Raw genomic sequence first — 17513 nt, 5'->3', positions numbered from 1 at the left:
TGAGTGCTTATAATTAAAATATGGATGTTACATTTGTCTCAAAGATACTCGTTAATGATTAAAGCTAATAAAAAAAAAATTTGTATTGTGGCTTCTTCTTTAGGAAAAGGAGGTGCGGAAAAATCTTCGGCTTTATTATCTGTTATGTTAAGTGATTTGGGATATGACGTTTATATCGTTACTATTTTAGAATTTGTAGATTATAAATACAAAGGCACTTTGTTAAATCTTGGTAATATAAAGTTGAAGGATGATACCTTTTTAGGTAGAATAAATAGACTTAGAATCTTTAAGAAGTTCTTAAAAACCAATAAAATTGATGTTATTATAGATGGAAGAGCACGAACACAGGCTTATAGAGAATTTGTAATTACAAAATTCATTTATAAATTACCTACAGTTTATGTAATACACAATTATAAAACTGAAAAAACATTTACGGCATACAAGTGGTTGAATAAGTATTTGTACAAGAATGAAATTATGGTTGCTGTTTCTAAAGCAGCCGAGATAAAATTTAGAGAATTATACCAACTTAAAAATATAAGCACTATTTATAATGGCTTTAATTTTAGTGATATTAAAACAAAAGCAAGTCAGGATGTTGAAATAAACCTTGGCGTATACATTATCTTTTATGGTAGATTGGATGATGAACATAAAAATTTGAAATTACTGTTTGATGCTTATAAACTATCTGAACTTTCAAGTAATGGAGTTAAACTACTCGTATTAGGCAGTGGATTAGATGAAGAACGTTTAAAATCGTACGTTCAAAGCATCGGACTTTTAGATTCTATAATATTTCGAGGGTTTGAAAAAAATCCATACCCGTTTGTAAAAAAGAGTTTGTTTATGGTCCTAAGTAGTAGGTACGAAGGGTTTCCTATGGTAATTCCTGAAACTTTATCGCTTAATGTGCCTGTTATTGCGGTAGATTGCAAGTCGGGACCTAATGAGGTTATTGTAAATAAATACAACGGTCTTTTGGTAGAAAATCATAATCCACTTGCATTAGCAAAGGCAATGAATAGTTTAATTAATGATAAAGATTTATACTTGCAATGTAAGTCTAATGCACAACAAAGTGTTACTCAATTTTCTAGTGCAAAGATTGCAATGCAATGGCAATCCATTTTAAAGTAAATGAAAACAATAACATGAATACAATACATAGTGTAAAATTAATTGATATTCCTAAAGTTCATGACGAACGTGGTTTTTTAGCGGTTATAGAAAAAGACACCATTCCCTTTAGTATTAAACGTGTTTATTATCTGTATGATGTGCCTACAGAAAGCAGTAGAGGAGGACATGCTCATAAAGAACAAGAATCCGTTATTATTGCATTAAGTGGCAGTTTTGAAGTTGTTATAGATGATGGTAAAACCAAAAAACGAATCATGCTTAATAAACCTAACCAAGGGTTGTATATACCAACACATATATGGAGAGAAATAGATAATTTTTCCTCAGGTTCAGTCTGTTTGGTTCTAGCATCTACAGAGTATAATGAAGGAGAATATATCCGAGATTATGAGGTTTTTAAATCTCAGATTTAGGTATTAGGATAATATACCTTTTCACCTTTTAAAGACTTTACTTTAAGCAATAGTTTTAAGAGCCATTTTGGGCTTTTTAACAAGAAGTGTTGTTTAAAGTTTAAATTTTTAGGATTTATATGTGATGTGTAATATAAAAAGTGTTTTTTATCATTTAGCAGCTTGCTTAGAATAGACATTGCATACCTGTTATTGTCTAAAAATACTTTTAGATATATATTGTTTTTTTCTTCATTAAAATAATTGTCAAACTTTGGTTTCTTACTAAGATTAAAAGTTGTGTTAGATAAGCTTGTGGGATCAAAATTATAGTAAACAAGTTGTTTATTTATAAATAGAATTTTAAAGTGTAAGCCAAAACGTATCCATAGATCTGTATCTTGACCAGAAATAATAGAAGGATCAAAAAGTCCGGTTTTGCTAATTATGGACTTATCAAAGACAACACTAGAGCTAGTAATTAAATGAAAGTCTAAACTTGACTGAAAAAAATCGCGGATTTTATAAAGTTCTTTTTGTTTAAAACTATAACTAACTGGTACCGTTTTATTGTCGTATTTATGGGAAATTCCTGTTGTGAAAATTTTTATGTCGGGAAATTTCGAAATAGCGTTATGTATGTGTTTTAAATAATCAATTTCCCAAGTATCATCACCATCAAGAAGAGCAATATATGTCGCTGTAGCTTTTTCAATACCAATATTTCTTGCTTTTGACGCTCCTTGATTTTTTGTTGTTATAAGATTGATACGTTGATCGTTGAAAGTTTTAATAATGTCCTCACTCTTATCAGTAGAACCATCGTTAATTATAATAATTTCGAAATCTTTATAAGACTGATTTAAAACACTATTTATTGTGTCTTTAATACACTCAGCTTTATTGTAAACTGTTATTATAACTGAGAAAAACGACATTATTTTTTAGTTTTTAAAAGACAAAAGTAACCAAGTTTGTAAAAATCGAGCAAAATTATAGAAGGATGGGACGAATTAAAATTTTTAATTAAACCCTTTTTTAATGTTTTAAATAAAAGAACCACAACTGGGACCATTCCAAATTTTCGAGCTAATGCATAAAACTTGTGAAGTTTAGATTCGTCTTGTGCTAATTTATTGCCTTCAATAAGGTATAATAAATTTTGAAGACCAGTTTCTAATTTAGAAATATAGTTGTCAGCAGTTTCTTGACAACGATGAACAGCCCAATTTTGTATCGTTTTTATTTTGATGTTATTCTCTTTTAAGCCAGCAAAAAAGACAACATCTTCATAACCATATGTTGTTAAGGTCTCATCAAATTGGTTTAATACAAAAACAGACTTCTTAATTAAAAAGTTAGAAGAACATATAGATTGCGTTTCCCTCTTTTTTGTGTAAAGCCATCGTAATTTGTATGGTTTTTCAGGTACTTCAACTTCATTTGTTATACCACCATAAACAACCTTTTCATTTTCATGACTGAGATAATTTTTGATGAAATTCTTTTGTTGAGGAAATGTATCTGCATCCATAAATAACAAATTCTCATAAGAGGCATCATTACCTAGTAGATTTCTTATTTTACTCCGACCGATATTATTAGAAAGTATTTTAAAACAGCAGCCTTCTAAGTTGTTAATTGAAGCATTGGTTTTATTAAATTTAGAATTTGAAGCATCGTCATATACCAAGATTTCAAACTCAATAGGTAGGGCTTTAACTTGTTGGTGTAATTCACTTACTAAGGGAAGTATGTCGTAATTATAGCAAGGAATTAAGATTGAAAGCATGGACTAACTTTTACGTTGCACAACTTCAAACACTTTATTTTCGTCGCATTTTAAAGTTTTACTCGGATATTTTAAAAGTAAAGCATAATCGTGTGTGGCCATTAAAATGGTATTCCCATTTTTATTAATGTCTTGCAATACTTCCATGACTTCAATACTGGTTTGAGGATCTAAATTTCCGGTAGGCTCATCTGCTAAAATCAATTCAGGGTCATTTAACAAAGCACGTGCAATAGCAATTCGTTGTTGTTCGCCACCAGAAAGTTCATGAGGGTATTTAAAACCTTTAGTCTTCATGGCTACCTTATCTAAAACAACATCAATACGATCTTTAATACGGTCTTTTTCTTTCCAACCTGTTGCTTTTAATACAAATTCTAGGTTGCCTATGATCGTACGATCTGGTAATAATTTAAAATCTTGAAAAACAATACCTAATTTTCGTCTTAAAAACGGAATATCTTTTTCTTTCATGGTTTTTAAATTGAAATCAACAACAGAGCCTTCACCTTCTGTTAGTTGTAAATCACCATAAAGCGTTTTCATGAAACTACTTTTCCCACTTCCTGTTTTCCCAATAAGATAGACGAAATCTCCTTTCTTCATTTCAAAATTCACCTTAGACAGCACCATACTGTCACCTTGATAAATCGTAGCATCTCTAAGTTCTAAAACCGTTTCGGACATATTTTAAATATAAATAATTGGTAACTGTAAATGTATTGCTTAAAATTTCAAATGACAAATTGAAAAAGCCAAATTCTTCAATAGCAAATTGTCTCCTTGAGGCTAATAAGAATCAAAATATGTTTTGATTAGAAATTACCGAACGTAGCTCTTAGTGGTGTTTTTAATAAAAACTATAAAATGTAATCAAAAATAAACATTCAACTTTAACTTCATTTTTAAACTCAATTTCAACTTCTACAGCTTAAAATAATTGATATAATTCTGTAAATCTTTATCACCACGACCAGATAAACTAATCACAACAACGTCGCTAGGTTTAAAGGTTTTATGTTTAAAAATAGCCAAGGCATGCGAACTTTCAATAGCCGGAATAATACCTTCCAATTGCGTTAATTCTAAACCAGAATTCATAGCTTCATCGTCGGTTGCTGAATAAAATTCACCACGACCTGTTTTATACAAATGCGAATGTAACGGCCCAACACCAGGATAATCTAACCCTGCAGAAATAGAATAGGGCTCTGTAATTTGTCCGTCTTTGGTTTGCATTAATAAGGTTTTGCAACCGTGTATAATACCTTCTTTTCCTAAAACAGAAGTCGCGGCACTTTCACCTGAGTGAATGCCTTTTCCAGCAGCTTCTACAGCAATAATACCAACATCTTCATTATCTAAAAAATGATGATAGGTTCCTGCGGCATTACTTCCTCCACCAATACAAGCCACAACATAATCTGGGTTTTCTCGACCTTCTTTTTCTTTTAATTGCCATTTTATCTCTTCGGAAATTATAGACTGAAATTGCGTCACCATATCTGGATACGGATGAGGTCCAATAGCAGAACCAATAATGTAATGGGTGTCAACCGGATTATTAATCCAATCGCGAATAGCTTCATTAGTAGCGTCTTTCAACGTTCGGCTACCAGATAATGCTGGAACCACTTTGGCTCCTAACATTTTCATTCGGGCGACGTTTGGGGCTTGACGAGCAATATCAATTTCTCCCATATAAACCACACAGTCAATACCTGTTAAAGCACAAACGGTAGCGGTTGCAACTCCATGTTGACCAGCTCCAGTTTCGGCAATAATTCTGTTTTTACCTAAACGTTTTGCCATTAGAATTTGACCAATGGTATTGTTGATTTTGTGGGCGCCAGTATGATTTAAATCTTCACGTTTTAAATAGACCTTGGTATTGTGTTTTTCTGAAAGACGTTTCGCAAAATAGAGTGGAGAAGGACGACCCACATAATCTTTTAAAAGTTGATTGAACTCTTCTTGAAACGAAGGTTCAGCCATAATCTTTAAATAGTTTTGACGCAATTCTTCTACATTAGGATAAAGCATTTCGGGAATGTATGCTCCACCGAACTCACCGTAATAACCTTTTTCGTTGATTTTGTAACTCATGATTGTTTTATTATCGTCATTGCTAATCACGTTTTTTACGTGATGTGGCAATCTGTTTCTTTTTTTTTCTTGTTCATTTGCCTTGATGCAAACGAACCAAAAATCACAATCAAAATTAGGAAATTGCTAAAGCATCATTCGCTTTCAGAACTTCGTGCTTGAGGCTGTGCCTCGCACCTGCATTCTTTCGCTCATTATTTCTGAATTTTGATGTTTCCGACGCAGTCGAAATTTGGGACATTAATTTTTGCTGAATTTTGTTTTCTTCCCAATTTATATTTTAATTTTTTTTCACTTCTCACTTTTCACTTCTCACTTCTCATTAAAACTATACTATTAATTTATCTTTAAATAATTTCAATTCTTCAATATTCTTCAATCCAGGTTCTATTTCAAATTTACTATTCACATCAATAGCATAACAGAACTTTGAAGCCGGACTTTCTTTGAATTCTTTTATTTTTTTAATTTCATGTAATCCAATACCACCACTTAAAAAATAAGGTTTGGTGGATGGATACTGTTCTAATACATTCCAGTTGAACGTGTAACCGTTTCCGCCTGGTAATTTTCCTTTGGTATCGAATAAAAAATAATCACAGACATTTTCGAAAGGTTGAAGCACATCAAAGTTGAATTCATCTTTAATGCTAAACACCTTTATAACTTCAACAGTGTTTATTGCTGCACAATATTCTGGCGATTCGTGACCATGTAATTGCACGGCTTGTAAGTTGAATTTTTTAATAGTGTCTTTCACTATTTCTAGTTCTTCATCCACAAAAACACCAACTTTTTTAATTGATTTTGGCAATTCAGGAATACTAGAATCAAAATGTCTGGCTGATTTTTTATAAAATATAAAACCGAGATAGTCTGGTAGCAAATTAGCCACAGCTTCTAGGTTCTCCTTATATTTCATTCCGCAGACTTTTAGTTTCATCTTCATTCTCGCGAAAGCGGGAATCTCATCACGCATTCGACTTTTTTAAATTATTATGTATTGAGACCTGCTAGGTCTTTTATAAATTGATTAGCACTTGCTCCAGGATTATCTGTTTTCATAAAATTCTCGCCGATTAAAAAACCTTTATAGCCATAAGGCTGTAATTCTTTGATGGCGTCCACAGAACTAATACCTGATTCTGATACTTTTACAAAATCGTTAGGTATCAATGCACTCAATTGTTTTGAGATGTCTAAACTGACTTCAAATGTTTTTAGATTTCTGTTGTTTACACCTAGCATATCTAAAGAAGGCATAATAGACTTGTGTAATTCGTCTTCGTTATGGACTTCTAATAACACATCTAGATTTAGGCTTTTGGCTAATTCAGAAAACTGCTTAATCTCAGCTTTAGTTAATATGGCTGCAATTAGTAAAATAGCATCTGCACCAATGGCTTTGGCTTCAATAATCTGATATTCATCAATAATAAATTCTTTTCGAAGCAAGGGCAATTCGCAATTTTCTCGGGCAATCATTAAGTCGTCCATGGAGCCACCAAAATAAATCTCGTCCGTTAAAATAGACATGCCACATACTCCTGCGTTTTCGTAACCAAAGGCAACATCTTCAACTAAAGCAGTATCATTTATAATGGATTTAGAAGGTGACTTACGTTTAAACTCTGCAATAATACCAGTCTGACTTGCTCTTAATTTTTCAGACAAAGACCTTGTTTTCATTCCGAAATAAGGTAGTTGTTCATAAGCTTTAATAGGAATTAGTTCTTTTTTAAGATTAACCTCCTTGCGTTTGTCTATTACTATTTTGTCTAAGATGTTCATTTGCTTAATTCAATTAGTTTATCTAAACTCTGTTTTGCTTTTCCACTAACAAGCGATTCTTTGGCCAATTCAAATCCTTCCTTATGTGAAATTTGTTTGGCCGTAGCAATGGCTAGTCCAGCGTTAGCACACACCACATTGTGCTGTGCTTCTGTACCTTTATAATTGATAACGCTTTTAAAAATTTCGGCAGCCATTTTGATACTGTTTCCGCCAAAAATTTCAGATTGTTGTATTTGGTTCACGCCTAAGTCATGCGGTTCAAATAAGGTTTCTGAAGTATTAGAAATCACTTTCGTTTTTCCTGTTAACGAGATTTCATCATAACCATCTAAAGCATGAACTATGGCATAGTTTTTATCCGATTCTTGATATAAGTAACTGTATAATCGCAATAATTCAAGATTAAAAACACCAACCATTTGATTTTTTGGAAATGCAGGATTGACCATTGGGCCTAACATATTGAAAAAGGTTTTTACACCTAATTCTTTTCGGATTGGGGCTACATTTTTCATTGCAGGATGAAACAAAGGTGCATGTAAAACGCATATTCCGGCTTCATCTATACTACGTTTTAAAAAGTCGGTATCACTTGTGAATTTTATGCCTAAATATTCCATAACATTTGAAGACCCACAAGCCGAAGACACACCATAATTACCATGCTTCGTAACATGGACTCCTGCACCTGCTGTCACAAATGAAGATAAGGTTGAAATATTAAAAGTATCTTTTCCGTCACCTCCGGTTCCACATAAATCGATAGTCTCGTAATTGTCTAAATCTACAGGAATACATAACTCTAATAATGCATCTCTAAAACCGCGAAGTTCTTCCGTGGTGATACTTCGCATCATATAAACGGTTAAGAATGATGCAATTTGACTTTGATTATATTTTCCTTCGGATATGTTCACCAAGACGTTTTTTGCTTCTTCACTAGAGATGCTTTCTTGGTTAATGAGTCTGTTTAATAATTGTTTCATATCAATGTTCCGTAAAACGGAATATCTTTTTAATTAAATATCTTTTTTAGTTCTGTTCATTTTGTCTTGATACAAAACGAACCAAAAAATCACAATCAAAAATAGGAAATTGCTAAAGCATCATTCACTTTCAGAACTTCGTGCTTGAGGCTACGCCTCGCATCTTCGTTCTTTCGTTCATTATTTCTGATTTTTGATGTTTCCGACGATGTCGAAATTTGGGACATTAATTTTTACTAAATATTATATTCTTCCCAAATTATATTTTAATTTTTTCTCACTTCTCACTTCTCACTTCTCACTTCTCACTTCTCACTTCTCACTTCTCACTGTTTACCCAATTTTCTAAAATCCGCTTTCCATCTGGCGTCAACACCGATTCCGGATGATATTGCACACCTTTAACGTCGTAAACTTTATGTCTTAATGACATTATTTGACCGTTGTCGTCAAAAGACGTGGCTTCTAAACAATCTGGTAAATTGGCATTAACGACCCATGAATGATATCTGCCCACTTCAAAAGTTTTACCTAAGCCTTTAAAAAGGGATTCATCATCCACTGAAAGTGTAATGCTAGTGGCTACACCATGATACACATTATCTAAATTTTCTAATGAACCACCAAAAACTTCTCCAATAGCCTGTTGCCCTAAACAAACACCTAGGATACTTTTGGTTGGTGCATAAGTTTCTATAATCTGTTTTAATAAACCAGCTTCATCTGGAATACCAGGTCCTGGAGACAACACAATTTTTTCAAAAGCATCGACGTCTTCTAGCGTTAGTTTATCGTTTCGTTTTACGGTGACTTCACAATCTAAGTCCTCTAAATAATGAACGAGATTGTATGTGAAACTGTCGTAATTGTCTATGACTAATATTTTTTTCATCTTAAATGCCTGCGAAAGCAGGTATCTTTTTAATTATATTTTAAATCTCTTCAGCTTGTTCAATCGCTTTTGTTAAAGCACCAAGCTTATTATAAACTTCTTGCAATTCACTTTCAGCTTCAGATTTGGCAACTATTCCTGCTCCTGCTTGCCAAAATAATTTATGATTCTGACTTAAAAATGTTCTAATCATAATGGCATGATTAAAATTACCGTTAAAATCCATAAAACCGATAGCTCCACCATAATAACCTCTGCTCGTTTTTTCGTACTTTTCAATCAACTGCATGGCTTTGTGTTTTGGTGCTCCACTTAGAGTTCCGGCTGGAAATGTGTCTGCAACCACTTGCATGGTGTCGGTGTTTTTGTGAATTGTACCTGTAACTTTACTTACTAAATGTATCACGTGAGAGAAGAATTGTACTTCTCTATAATTTTCGACAGTAACATTGCTTCCGTTTCTACTTAGGTCGTTTCTGGCTAAGTCAACTAACATGACATGCTCACTGTTTTCTTTATCATCTTTTATTAATTCTTCAGCTAATTGCGCGTCTTTAAGGTCGTTTCCACTTCGTTTAAAAGTACCAGCAATAGGGTGAATTTCGGCTTTACCATTACTAACCACTAATTGTGCTTCTGGTGAGCTACCAAATATTTTAAAATTCCCATAATCAAAATAGAATAGGTAAGGGGAAGGGTTAATACTTCTTAAGGCTCTGTAAACATTAAATTCATCACCACTAAATTGTTGCGAGAATTGTTTAGACAGTACCAATTGAAAGACATCTCCGCGACCACAATGTTTTTTTGCCAGTTCTACGTGTGCTTTATATTCGTCGTCTGTAAGATTTGACTCAATACTGCCTTTCGTTTTAAAATCGTAAGAAGCGTATTGTCTGGTTTGAATCAATTGTAAAATGTCGTCAATATTATTTTCGCTATGAAAACAATGCGCAAAAATATACGCTTCATTTTTTTGATGATCTATAGCGATGATGTTTTGATATACAGCATAGTATATTTCAGGAATAGACACTGAATGGTCTTTTTTTGAAATCTCAATGTCTTCAAAATATTTAATAGCATCATATGCGGTGTATCCAAAAATTCCATTATTAATAAATTTGAATTCTTTATTTGAATCCACTTTAAAACGTTGTGTGAATTTGTGAATTTCCTCAACAACACCGTCGCTTTCAATAAGGCTATTTTTAGAACTACCGTCGGGATAGGTTTGGTAAATTGTATTGCCTTCAACTTTTATAGAAGCAATAGGATTGCAACATATATAAGAAAAATTGTTGTCGTTAGCATGGTAGTCACTACTTTCTAAAAGAATACTATTGGGGAATTTATCTCTAATTTTTAGATAAATACTCACAGGAGTAATGGTGTCTGCTAAGATTTTTTTATAATGTGTGTTTAAACTAAATGTTTTCATTTTATGTCAAATTCAATTTGATATCTCTTTAGGCAGAGATAGGTTTCAATTTAATAGCTTCTGAAGCCTTGTTAAATAAAAAAAAAGGCTTGTCGTGAATGACAAGCCTTTTTTTATTTAAGTATTACATACCAAGGATTATTTCACGAACGTAAGTTTGAGAAATTCCACCACCAAGTATGATTTGTATTTATTTTCATCTGAACATCAAAGATAGAAATCAAATTTCGGATTTCAAACACTTTAAGAAAAAAAGATTCCTGTATTAGTTTTTTTTACTAAAACAGGAATCAAAATTTAAATGTTACTAAATTTAGTTATTGGGGGATTAAAACTTAAGGGTTACATTTAAATCAAAGTCATCATAAATAGCTTTATCTTTTAAGGTTTCTAAAAGAGAAGGCGATTTGTAAGTGATGTTATGTTTTGTTCTATCAATTTTTAAACTTGCGGTTGCTGTGTTGCCTTTAATTAACATTGGAAAAGAGATCGCTTCCGTTTTTCCTTTAATAGTAACATCTGCATTTACATTAAAAGTACCATTTTTACCTGTCACAGATGTAATTTCTAAAGTTGCTGTAGGAAATTCTTCTACACCAAAGAAATCATCAGATTTTAAATGACCATCTAATTTTCCTTTGTATTCTCCTTGTAAATCTGTGGTATTAATAGAGGTCATATCTATAGTGAAATTTCCACCAGTTAACGTTTTGCCATCAAATGATAAAGTACCGCTTTTTAGATTAATCGTTCCAGTATGTTCTCCACCTACTTTATAGCCTTTCCATATTACTGAGCTCTCTTCAACTTTTACGGTTTTGTCTTTTAATGTCGTAAAAGACATAAATGATAATGCTAAAACTAATAGCATGGCAATGTTTGAATTTCTGTTTTTCATAATTATTTGTTTTTAAGTTTTATTAAAAGGGTGTTCAATTGTGTTAACTCGTCTTGAGTTAAGTTTTTTGTAATGTTTTTTTCTGTGTGATCTATAATTGGGTCTACTGTTTTTAGCGTTTCTAAACCTAAATCTGTAATAACGATTTCAACTTTTCTCCTGTTGGATTTGCAAATCGTACGTTTTACAAATTTTTTCTTTATCAACTTATCAACCAATCTAGTGGTATTACTCATTTTATTTACCATACGTTCTTGTATGTCTTGTAAGTTTATGGCATTTCCATTTTGACCTCTTAAAATCCTAAGCACATTGAATTGTTCTAAGGATAAATCGAAAGGTTTTAGCTCCAATAACAAATCATCTTTTATCCAAGTGGTGGTATGAAAAATGTTAATTACTGTCGCTCTTGATATCGGTAAATCAGCTTTTGTTTTTAATATGTCATTCAATTCTTTCATATACAACAATTGTATATACAAATGTATAGCTTTTCTTGATATATAAAATTAATATTTTGTTAAATTTATAAAGTTAAAGACTTTGATTAATAAATTTATAAGATGAAAAAAGTAGCAGTTTTAGTTTTATTAATCTTGATGTCGTGTAAGGATACATCTACTACAAATGAGATTATAAAACCTGAGGTCGTACCTAATGTAGCACAATTAGAGGCAGATCGTCAATTTGAGGTTTATGATTATGATGGTTTAGCACCTTTACTTAATAAAACGGATGGTAAAGTTCATATTGTAAATTTTTGGGCAACTTGGTGTGCACCTTGTATTAAAGAATTGCCTTATTTTGAGGCTGTCAATGAAAAGTATAAAGACAAAGGTGTAGAGCTATTATTGGTGAGTTTAGATTTTCCAAATAAATACGACACTGCCTTACAGCCATTTATAGAAAAGAATAATTTAAAAGCTAAGGTTGTTGCTTTAGATGATGTTGATCAAAACCGATGGATTCCAGCAATAGCAGAAGAATGGTCTGGTGCAATACCAGCGACAATTATTTACAATAATGACAAACGACAGTTTTACGAAAAATCATTCACGCAACAAGAATTAGAAACCGAACTCAAACAATTTTTAAAATAATAAACAGATGAAGATATTAAAATTACTAACGGTAATGGTAGTGTTAGTTACACTATCTGCTGTTACAACAAAATTAAATGGTCAGGGGTATAACGTTGGAGATATGGCTACAGATTTTAATCTAGAGAATATTGATGGCAATATGGTTTCACTTTCAGATTATAAAGATGCAAAAGGCTTTATTGTGACTTTTACTTGTAACACATGTCCTTATGCTGTAGCTTATGAAGATAGAATAGAGGCTTTAAATAAAAAATATGCTTCTAAAGGTTTTCCTGTTATTGCTATTATGCCAAACAATACAGATGTTATGCCTGGTGACAACATGAAAGCAATGCAAGAAAGAGCAAAATCTAAAGGCTTTACGTTTCCTTATTTAACAGATAAAGGTCAGAAAATTTATCCGCAATATGGTGCAACTAAGACACCACATATTTACATTTTAGAAAAAACAACAGCAGGTAACGAAGTAAAATATATTGGGGCGATAGACGATAATTACCAAGATGCGAAAGCTGTAAAAGTAAAATATGTAGAAAATGCGGTTGATGCCTTATTAAAAGGAGAAGACGTTAAAGTAAAGGAAACAAAAGCAATAGGTTGTACTATTAAAGTGTAATTAGATAGACATGAGCTTGTGCTTTTTAGATTAGATATGTTAAAAAATGAACCCGTTATGTAACACTTCGGGTTTTTTTACGTCTATATCACAATGAAATGTTAATTTTGCACTAATAATTAAGAAGACTATGGCAGATTTATCCCAAGAAGATTGGAAAAAACAACTTGAAGAAGACAATAATTCAGTTGTTTTAGATGTTAGAACACAAGAAGAAGTTGATATGGGTATAATTACTGATGCTATTCATATAGATATTTATAAAGGTCAAGGTTTTATTTATGAGCTTGAAGAGTTAGATAAAACTAAAAACTATTATGTGTATTGTCGATCTGGTGGTAGAAGTGGTCAGGCTTGTGCAATAATGAATCAATTAGGTTTTAATAACGCTTATAATTTAATTGGAGGATTTAGTGAATGGCAAGGAGATGTTGCCTTTAAAGACTAATTTTAATTCAAATAATTATGAAAAAAGTATTTGTAATCTGTTGTCTTTTTACAGCAATGGTTTTTAATGTAAGCTGTTTAGATAAAAAACTCGATAATACTACTGAAGTAAAGTTAGTAACGGCTGAAGAAATGGAATCTATTCTAGAGTTGGAAGATGTTCAATTAGTTGATGTGCGAACTCCAAAAGAACACGAACAAATTCATATTGCCAATTCTCAAAATATAGATTTTATGTCTCCAACTTTTGATGAAGACATTAATAAATTAGATAAAAAGAAACCCGTAATATTGTATTGTAAGTCAGGAGGGAGAAGTGCTAAATGTGCTAAAAAAATGAAAGATGCTGGTTTTGAAAAAATATACGATTTAGAAGGAGGAATTTCCAAATGGAAGCATTCCGATAAAATAAAGATTGAAGTTAAATCTTAAAACAAACAAACCGAACATCTAGTTCGGTTTTTTTATTGTAAAAACAAACGAAATTCCTAAGGTTTTTATAAATTAGTAGATTGTTAATTATTAATAAAAACACTTCAATTATTTTTGTGTTTTAATGCTTTATTTATGACGATTAAAAAAGTACTACTACTTAGCCTTTTTGCATTTTGTTTTTCATTTAATTTATTCTCTCAAGTTTTTGATCCCGTAAAATGGGAAACCAAAGTTGAAAAAATTTCCGATACAGAATATAACCTTATTTCTATAGCAACTATTGATTCTGGGTGGCATTTGTATTCACAAAGTGTACCCGACAATGGGCCTATTCCCACAGGTTTTTCATATACAGAAAATGAAAATTTTGAATTAGTTGGTAAAACTTCTGAAGATGAAGGTCAGACAGTAGATGATCCTATTTTTCAGATGAAAATTAAATTTTTCGATAGTAAAGCAGAATTTAGACAACGTATTAAAGTTTTAAATAAGGAATTGTCCTTAGTAGAAGGGGAGGTTGAGTTTATGGTCTGCGACGATGAAAAATGTTTGCCGCCAAGCTATATAGACCTTCAGTATAATTTAAAGGACGCTGAGGTTGTAGAAGCTAACTCTGCAGAAATGTCTCTGGATTTAACAGGTGCTACTACAAACGCAATGGGTAGTTTAGAAGGAATCTTAGAGCCCGTAAAATGGAGTACTTCTGTTGAAAAAATAAATGATTCCGAATTGATTTTGGTTTCTACAGCAACAATAGATGAAGGATGGAAATTGTATTCACAAAATGTTGCTGATGGTGGACCAATTCCAACAAGTTTTGACTATACCTTAAAAGAAGGTGTTACTTTAGTGGGATCTACCAACGAAGAAAAAGGGAATGAAAGTATAGACAAGGTCTTCGATATGAAGATTAAATACTTTAAAAATAAGGCGCAATTCAGGCAGAAAATTAAAATTTCAGACGCTACAATTTCTAAAGTCGTATCAGAGGTTGGTTTTATGTCTTGTGATGATACTCAGTGTACAGCGCCAACCTATATAGATTTAGAATACGATTTAACTCAAACTGTTGCAGCAACAACAGATATGATAGCTTCTGAGACAGAAGACGACGAGTCAAGTAAAGGTTTATGGTCTATTTTTATTATTGCTTTCTTTTCAGGCTTTGTCGCATTATTAACACCATGCGTATTTCCAATGATACCTATGACGGTAAGTTTCTTTATAAAACAAAGCCAGTCTAAAGCTAAAGGAATTAGAAATGCTATTATTTATGGATTATCAATTATTGTAATCTATGTCTTATTAGGTACAATCATAACAGCAATTTTTGGGGCGGATGCTTTAAATGCCTTAGCCACAAATGTTTGGTTTAACCTAATTTTCTTTATACTATTAGTGGTTTTTGCCATTTCTTTTTTAGGTGCTTTTGAAATTGTATTACCAAATTCTTGGGCAAATAAAGCCGATAGACAAGCTGATAGAGGTGGACTTGTTGGCATCTTTTTTATGGCCTTAGCTTTAGCCATTGTGTCGTTTTCTTGCACAGGACCAATAGTAGGAACTATTTTGGTGGAAGCAGCTTCTAAAGGTGGAATAGCTCCAGTTATTGGTATGTTAGGCTTTTCATCTGCAATCGCATTACCGTTTGCTTTATTTGCTGCTTTTCCGGGTTGGTTAAATTCTTTACCAAAATCAGGAGGCTGGTTAAATACTGTGAAAGTCGTTTTAGGATTTTTAGAATTAGCCCTAGCGTTTAAATTCTTGTCGCAGGCCGATTTAGTGCTGCAATTACATGTTTTAGAACGTGAAGTGTTTATTGCTATTTGGATTGCTATTTTTGGAACACTGTCGTTGTACCTTTTTGGGAAAATACAATTACCACACGATTCACCATTAAAGCATATCTCAGTAGGACGCTTATTATTTGGTTTACTAACGCTAACGTTTACCATTTACATGATTCCTGGACTTTGGGGAGCTCCTTTAAAAATTATAAGTGCTTTTCCGCCTCCATTGGATTATTCTGAATCACCATATGGAGTAGGGAATTCTAAAGGTGGCGGTTCTGTAAGTTCAACTGATATTCCTGAAGGAGCCCATTTATTAGCACCACATGATATTTTAGCATTTAATGACTATGAAACAGGATTAGCTTATGCCAAAAAAGTAGGAAAACCTGTGATGTTAGATTTTACAGGTTGGGCTTGTGTCAACTGTCGTAAAATGGAGCAAAATGTTTGGGTAGATCCTAAGGTTTTGTCTAAGCTTAAAAACGAAGTTGTACTTATCTCTTTATACGTTGATGAACAAATAGATTTTCCTGAAGGAGAAGCGCCAGATTCAAAATTAAGACCAGGTAAAAAACTGAAAAATAAAGGACAGCTATGGAGCGAAATGCAAACTATTAAATACAAAACTAATACGCAGCCTTATTATGTGTTGATGGATCATAATGAAGAAAACCTAAACGAACCGGTTGCTTATACCCCAAATATTGATGATTATAATGCTTGGTTAAAAGAAGGTATTGCAAATTTTAAAGATTAAAGCACGAAACTAAAAACAGAATGCTCTCTTTTTGAGCATTTTTTTACAATGATTTTGTAAGTGTGTTTTGTTTTTCTAATGTGTGCTATTCTCTATTGTTTTATAGAATTGATATTAACCTTAATAGGCTAGTGTAGTGTTATAGAAATATAAATGCGAACTATAAAATGCAGGTTAATTCTTTAGGTTTAGTTATTTTGTATTGAAAACCGATACAAATTACATTTTAGATAACTTTTTTTATAATTCTTCTTTTGCATTTAAGAGAAGGTATGCTTTTGTCTTTTTCTATTTGTCCATTTAAAAAAGCTGTTATTCTTTTTTCCAATTCTATTTTGCTACCATAAGTTAATAGTTGGTTTTTTTTGCAGAACTCTATTAATTCAAATTTTAATGAATCTTGGTGAATAATAGTATTAGGAGATAACGTCTTTTTCACAATAAACTGTTTATGATGTATTTAATTAAATACGGTGTAATTAGTTTTCTTTTTTATAAAGAAGCGCAGAGATATAGCTATTAATATAACCTCAATTAGATGCAAAAACTTAAGATTTAATTTCTGCGCTTCAGTTAATGTTTTTTTTATTCGGTCATTGGAGTACCACTTACAATAAGGAACTCTGAACGTCTGTTTTCGGCATGTTGTTCTTTAGTACAACCTGCAGAACAATCTATTTTAGGTTCAGATTCACCTTTACCAACACCAGAAATACGAGAGGCATCAATACCTTTAGATATTACGTATTGTACTGTTGTTTTTGCTCTACGATCAGAAAGACCTGTGTTGTAGGCTTCAGGACCTCTTTCATCTGTGTGTGATGTTGCACTAATAACCATTTCAGGATATTTTTTCATAATCTGAACTAATTTATCTAATTCAAAAGCAGCTTGAGCTGTAATGTTAGACTT

At 32.2% G+C, this 17513-nt stretch carries 20 protein-coding genes; 7 read left to right on the top strand and 13 right to left on the bottom strand.

The window, feature by feature from the left end:
* Positions 1-54 precede the first annotated feature (54 nt).
* Positions 55-1146, top strand: coding sequence for a glycosyltransferase (locus VDP25_RS15955; protein WP_334471438.1), 1092 nt, complete (start codon positions 55-57; stop codon positions 1144-1146).
* Positions 1125-1562: a sugar 3,4-ketoisomerase gene (locus tag VDP25_RS15950; RefSeq protein ID WP_334471436.1), complete on the top strand. Its 438-nt coding sequence runs from the start codon at positions 1125-1127 to the stop codon at positions 1560-1562. Before VDP25_RS15955 ends, VDP25_RS15950 begins: the two co-directional genes overlap by 22 nt.
* Here VDP25_RS15950 and VDP25_RS15945 read toward each other — a convergent pair.
* The 11 genes from VDP25_RS15945 to VDP25_RS15895 all read right to left on the bottom strand — a co-directional run bounded on the left by VDP25_RS15945 (position 1559) and on the right by VDP25_RS15895 (position 11911).
* Positions 1559-2479 (bottom strand): glycosyltransferase family 2 protein, encoded by a 921-nt coding sequence (locus VDP25_RS15945; protein WP_334471434.1) that lies wholly within the window; start codon positions 2477-2479, stop codon positions 1559-1561. The two genes, VDP25_RS15950 and VDP25_RS15945, sit on opposite strands and share 4 nt — an antisense overlap.
* The gene (locus VDP25_RS15940; RefSeq protein WP_334471433.1) at positions 2479-3333 is read right to left on the bottom strand and encodes a glycosyltransferase family 2 protein; all 855 of its coding nucleotides are present in this window, start codon (positions 3331-3333) and stop codon (positions 2479-2481) included. The genes VDP25_RS15945 and VDP25_RS15940 overlap by 1 nt, the downstream gene beginning before the upstream one ends.
* A gap of 3 nt (positions 3334-3336) precedes the next feature.
* Complete coding sequence (locus VDP25_RS15935; RefSeq protein WP_215935056.1) at positions 3337-4020, bottom strand: cell division ATP-binding protein FtsE; 684 nt, start codon at positions 4018-4020, stop codon at positions 3337-3339.
* 237 nt (positions 4021-4257) lie between these two features.
* Complete coding sequence (trpB, locus tag VDP25_RS15930) at positions 4258-5439, bottom strand: tryptophan synthase subunit beta (RefSeq protein ID WP_334471429.1); 1182 nt, start codon at positions 5437-5439, stop codon at positions 4258-4260.
* Positions 5440-5767: 328 nt separating this feature from the next.
* Positions 5768-6382, bottom strand: coding sequence for a phosphoribosylanthranilate isomerase (locus VDP25_RS15925; RefSeq protein WP_334471427.1), 615 nt, complete (start codon positions 6380-6382; stop codon positions 5768-5770).
* Between the two features lie 53 nt (positions 6383-6435).
* Entirely contained in the window at positions 6436-7230 is a 795-nt protein-coding gene (gene trpC, locus VDP25_RS15920) for an indole-3-glycerol phosphate synthase TrpC (protein WP_334471425.1), read from the bottom strand.
* Positions 7227-8219, bottom strand: coding sequence for an anthranilate phosphoribosyltransferase (gene trpD / locus VDP25_RS15915; protein WP_334471423.1), 993 nt, complete (start codon positions 8217-8219; stop codon positions 7227-7229). Before trpD ends, trpC begins: the two co-directional genes overlap by 4 nt.
* 319 nt (positions 8220-8538) lie before the next feature.
* Positions 8539-9111 (bottom strand): anthranilate synthase component II, encoded by a 573-nt coding sequence (locus VDP25_RS15910; protein ID WP_334471422.1) that lies wholly within the window; start codon positions 9109-9111, stop codon positions 8539-8541.
* A 40-nt stretch (positions 9112-9151) separates the two neighbouring features.
* On the bottom strand, positions 9152-10552 hold the full coding sequence (locus VDP25_RS15905) for an anthranilate synthase component I family protein (RefSeq protein WP_334471420.1): 1401 nt from the start codon (positions 10550-10552) through the stop codon (positions 9152-9154).
* Positions 10553-10880: 328 nt separating this feature from the next.
* The gene (locus VDP25_RS15900) at positions 10881-11450 is read right to left on the bottom strand and encodes a YceI family protein (protein ID WP_334471418.1); all 570 of its coding nucleotides are present in this window, start codon (positions 11448-11450) and stop codon (positions 10881-10883) included.
* Between the two features lie 2 nt (positions 11451-11452).
* Positions 11453-11911, bottom strand: coding sequence for a MarR family winged helix-turn-helix transcriptional regulator (locus tag VDP25_RS15895; protein ID WP_215924509.1), 459 nt, complete (start codon positions 11909-11911; stop codon positions 11453-11455).
* Between the two features lie 102 nt (positions 11912-12013).
* Here VDP25_RS15895 and VDP25_RS15890 point away from each other — a divergent pair, with 102 nt between their 5' ends.
* The 5 genes from VDP25_RS15890 (at position 12014) to VDP25_RS15870 (ending at position 16601) form a co-directional block, all read left to right on the top strand.
* Entirely contained in the window at positions 12014-12550 is a 537-nt protein-coding gene (locus VDP25_RS15890; RefSeq protein ID WP_334471416.1) for a TlpA family protein disulfide reductase, read from the top strand.
* A 7-nt stretch (positions 12551-12557) separates the two neighbouring features.
* Complete coding sequence (locus VDP25_RS15885; RefSeq protein ID WP_334471415.1) at positions 12558-13169, top strand: thioredoxin family protein; 612 nt, start codon at positions 12558-12560, stop codon at positions 13167-13169.
* 130 nt (positions 13170-13299) lie between these two features.
* Positions 13300-13617 carry a rhodanese-like domain-containing protein gene (locus VDP25_RS15880; protein WP_215924506.1) on the top strand — a complete coding sequence of 106 codons (318 nt, stop codon included), beginning with the start codon at positions 13300-13302 and terminating at the stop codon, positions 13615-13617.
* A gap of 17 nt (positions 13618-13634) precedes the next feature.
* Entirely contained in the window at positions 13635-14048 is a 414-nt protein-coding gene (locus tag VDP25_RS15875) for a rhodanese-like domain-containing protein (protein ID WP_215924505.1), read from the top strand.
* Between the two features lie 135 nt (positions 14049-14183).
* The gene (locus VDP25_RS15870) at positions 14184-16601 is read left to right on the top strand and encodes a protein-disulfide reductase DsbD family protein (protein WP_334471412.1); all 2418 of its coding nucleotides are present in this window, start codon (positions 14184-14186) and stop codon (positions 16599-16601) included.
* Positions 16602-16827: 226 nt separating this feature from the next.
* On the opposite strand, the gene VDP25_RS15865 is transcribed toward VDP25_RS15870, so the two are convergent.
* The gene (locus VDP25_RS15865; RefSeq protein ID WP_334471410.1) at positions 16828-17040 is read right to left on the bottom strand and encodes a hypothetical protein; all 213 of its coding nucleotides are present in this window, start codon (positions 17038-17040) and stop codon (positions 16828-16830) included.
* 146 nt (positions 17041-17186) lie between these two features.
* Positions 17187-17513 (bottom strand): OmpA family protein (locus tag VDP25_RS15860; RefSeq protein ID WP_334471408.1); only part of this gene is annotated, 327 nt, incomplete at its 5' end.

The organism is Winogradskyella sp. ECml5-4, assembly GCF_036903175.1.
In the GTDB taxonomy this organism is placed as follows: domain Bacteria; phylum Bacteroidota; class Bacteroidia; order Flavobacteriales; family Flavobacteriaceae; genus Winogradskyella; species Winogradskyella damuponensis.
This window is presented reverse-complemented; position numbering and strand designations above follow the sequence as displayed.